The sequence below is a fragment of the Aeromicrobium sp. REDSEA-S32_B7 genome (assembly GCF_001626145.1).
Taxonomy (GTDB): Bacteria; Actinomycetota; Actinomycetes; order Propionibacteriales; family Nocardioidaceae; genus Aeromicrobium; species Aeromicrobium erythreum.
On the sequence record NZ_LUNF01000103.1, the window covers coordinates 1 to 2,702 of the forward strand.

General features: G+C 71.8%; 5 protein-coding genes. 1 reads left to right on the forward strand and 4 read right to left on the reverse strand.

Features of this window, described 5'->3' with window-relative positions:
- Positions 1–66: 66 nt before the first annotated feature.
- The 4 genes from A6Q79_RS07540 to A6Q79_RS07555 form a co-directional block, all read right to left on the reverse strand.
- The gene (locus tag A6Q79_RS07540; protein WP_317697494.1) at positions 67–528 is read right to left on the reverse strand and encodes an ATP-binding cassette domain-containing protein; all 462 of its coding nucleotides are present in this window, start codon (positions 526–528) and stop codon (positions 67–69) included.
- Entirely contained in the window at positions 504–719 is a 216-nt protein-coding gene (locus tag A6Q79_RS07545; RefSeq protein WP_317697497.1) for a hypothetical protein, read from the reverse strand. Before A6Q79_RS07545 ends, A6Q79_RS07540 begins: the two co-directional genes overlap by 25 nt.
- On the reverse strand, positions 703–1,575 hold the full coding sequence (locus A6Q79_RS07550; RefSeq protein WP_286690765.1) for an ABC transporter permease: 873 nt from the start codon (positions 1,573–1,575) through the stop codon (positions 703–705). The genes A6Q79_RS07545 and A6Q79_RS07550 overlap by 17 nt, the downstream gene beginning before the upstream one ends.
- A 77-nt stretch (positions 1,576–1,652) precedes the next feature.
- The gene (locus tag A6Q79_RS07555; RefSeq protein WP_286690766.1) at positions 1,653–2,324 is read right to left on the reverse strand and encodes a TIGR03089 family protein; all 672 of its coding nucleotides are present in this window, start codon (positions 2,322–2,324) and stop codon (positions 1,653–1,655) included.
- Positions 2,325–2,480: 156 nt separating this feature from the next.
- Between A6Q79_RS07555 and A6Q79_RS07560 the strand changes: the two genes are divergently transcribed.
- A partial coding sequence (locus tag A6Q79_RS07560; RefSeq protein WP_317697502.1) for a WhiB family transcriptional regulator occupies positions 2,481–2,702 on the forward strand: 222 nt, incomplete at its 3' end.

Consider the following 2,702-nt stretch of genomic DNA (forward strand, 5'->3'; position numbering starts at 1 on the left):
GGCGAACAACGTCGAGGACCTCGCAGCAGCCTGCTGAGCTGGGCGGGGACGACGGGGCTACGGGGACTACGGGGTCGAGCGCGACTGCTCGTAGGCGTCGACGACCTCGTCCGTGGGGCCGTCCATGACCAGCACGCCGCGGTCGATCCACAGCACCCGGTTGCACGTGTCGCGGATCGAGCGCATCGAGTGGCTGACGAGGAACACGGTGCCCGCGTCGTCACGGATCGAGCGGATGCGGGCCTCGCTGCGCTCGCGGAACGCCTGGTCGCCGACGGCCAGCGCCTCGTCGACGATGAGGATCTCGTGGTCGCGGGCCGTCGCGATGGCGAACTTCAGCCGTGCCGTCATGCCCGAGGAGTAGGTCCGCATGGGCAGGTCGATGAAGTCGCGGATGCCGGAGAAGTCGACGATCTCCTCGTACTTCGCCTCGATCTCGGCCCGGCTGAGCCCGAGGGCGAGACCGCCGAGGATGACGTTGCGCTCACCCGACAGGTCCTTGATCAGGGCCGCCCCGACGCCCAGCATGCTGGGTCGTGACGCGTCCGGGTGCCGCCGGTGCGCTGCAGCAGACGGCGTCCGGTCTCCGCGGGCCCGGCGCGCTTGCCGGTGGAGAGCACCTTGTACTCCACGTGCACGTCGTCGACGACCACGACCGGACGGCGCGGCTCCGCGGCTCCGGGCTGGTCGTCGAGAGGGGACTCAGTCGGTCCGGCCATACCGCTCCTCCGCCGCCCAGAAGAAGATCGTGCCGAGGACCAGCACCGCCACCGACCACGCCGCGGCGTAGCCCCAGAAGTGCCACGGCATCGCGTAGTCGGGGCCGTCCAGCAGCACGGCCCGGCCCAGCGAGAGGAACTCGTGGATGGGCTGCGCGTCGGCCACGGTGCGGAACGTCGTCCCGGGGTCGAAGCGCTGGTCGATGCTGTAGAAGATGCCCGAGGTGTAGAAGAACATCCGCGAGATGAACGGCAGCAGGTTGGTCAGGTCGCGGAAGTGCACGGTGAGCCGCGCCGTGATCAGCGCCAGACCCGTGTTGAAGACCGTGAACAGCGCGACCAGGGGGACCAGCAGCAGCCACTCCAGGTCGGGGAGGTTGCCGTAGCCGATGGCGAAGGCGGCCATGACGCCGACCATCGGCACGAACTGCAGGAACCGCTCGGCCACCAGCGCCAGGGGCAGCGCCATGCGGGGGAAGGCCAGGCTCTGCACGAGGGCCGCGTTGGTGGTGATCGACTTCGCCCCGGTCGAGAAGGAGGTCGAGAAGTACTCGAACATCAGGACGCCGATGACGAGGAACGCGACGAAGTCCTCGACACCGCGGCTGGTCTGGAGCACGAACCCGAACACGAGCCCGTAGACGCCGGCGTTGAGCAGCGGGCGCAGGACCACCCACGCCATGCCGAGCCGGTTCCGGCCGTTGTCGGCCTCGATCCGGAAGCGGGCCAGCGCCTGGATGAACTCGCGGTGGCGCAGGACGTCGACGAGGTAGGCGCCGAGGGGCGGGCGGCCGCCGACCTTGGTGAGCCCGGGGACGGCGGAGGGCGGGCTGGTGTTCACGCGCTGTCGGCTCATCCGGGCGGAGGGCCTTCCTGTGGTCTGGCAGCGGGGAGGGGACCTGCGAGCGGCCGTCGAAAGTGTAGAGGATCCGCTCAGGCGACGACCTCGGCGCGCTCCTGCTCCGCCACGCGGGCCAGCACGTCGTCGTCGGCTCCGGCGACGACCACCACCGAGCCCCCGCCGCGCAGGGCCGAGACGAGCAGTCGCACGTCGCGCTCGAGCGACCCGGGCCGCACCGCCAGGCGCCGCGGGTCGGGCGGGCATGCGGCGAGGAGGGCGGCGTGGTCGAGCGCGCCCGTGTCCCCGAGGTCGACGGCGGGGGAGGAGGGCGTCGGCGGGTCGAGCGGCACGAAGACGTCGGGCTGGCCCGGCACGACCGTCGCGAGGTCGACGAAGCCGACGGGCGGCTCGAGGAACCGTCCGCCCAGCGGACGCAGCGACGCCGCCAGCCGGACCGGCTCGTCGCCCTGGAGCTCCGGGCCGCTCACGCCGACCGCGGCGTCGTGCTCCGCGACGACCGCGGCGACGTTCCAGCACGACAGCAGCCAGACGAAGCGCAGCCAGTGCGTCGGCAGGCCCACGCGCACCCGCGTCCCCGGCTCGACGTCGAGCTCGTCGACCAGCAGCGACGACGTCTTCGCGACCCAGTTGGCCGTCGTGGTGGCGCTGAGCTCCACCCGTTCGCCGGTGCCGCGGTCGTCCCAGGTGAGGAGCGGGCGGCCCGGCTCGCGCACGGCGGGGAGGAGGTCGGCGAGGGTCGTCACGGCGCCATCCTCGCAGGGACCGCCGCCGGTCGAGTGCCCCGTCCCGGCCCCTGGCGTGCCGTCCGGACCCCTGCCCCGCGGCGCGACACGCCGGAGACGGCGCGGATCGTGCAATTCGGCTTGACGTATGGCAGCGCCAGGCGTGTAATTACGGACATGTCATTCGATCTGGGTCTGCCACTGTCCCCCGAAGAGGAGCTCATGTGGCAGGAGCGTGCGCTCTGTGCCCAGACCGACCCGGAGGCCTTCTTCCCCGAGAAGGGCGGGTCCACGCGCGAGGCGAAGCGGGTCTGCCTGACGTGCGACGTGCGCGGTGAGTGCCTCGACTACGCCCTCGCCCACGACGAGCGGTTCGGCATCTGGGGCGGTCTCTCCGAG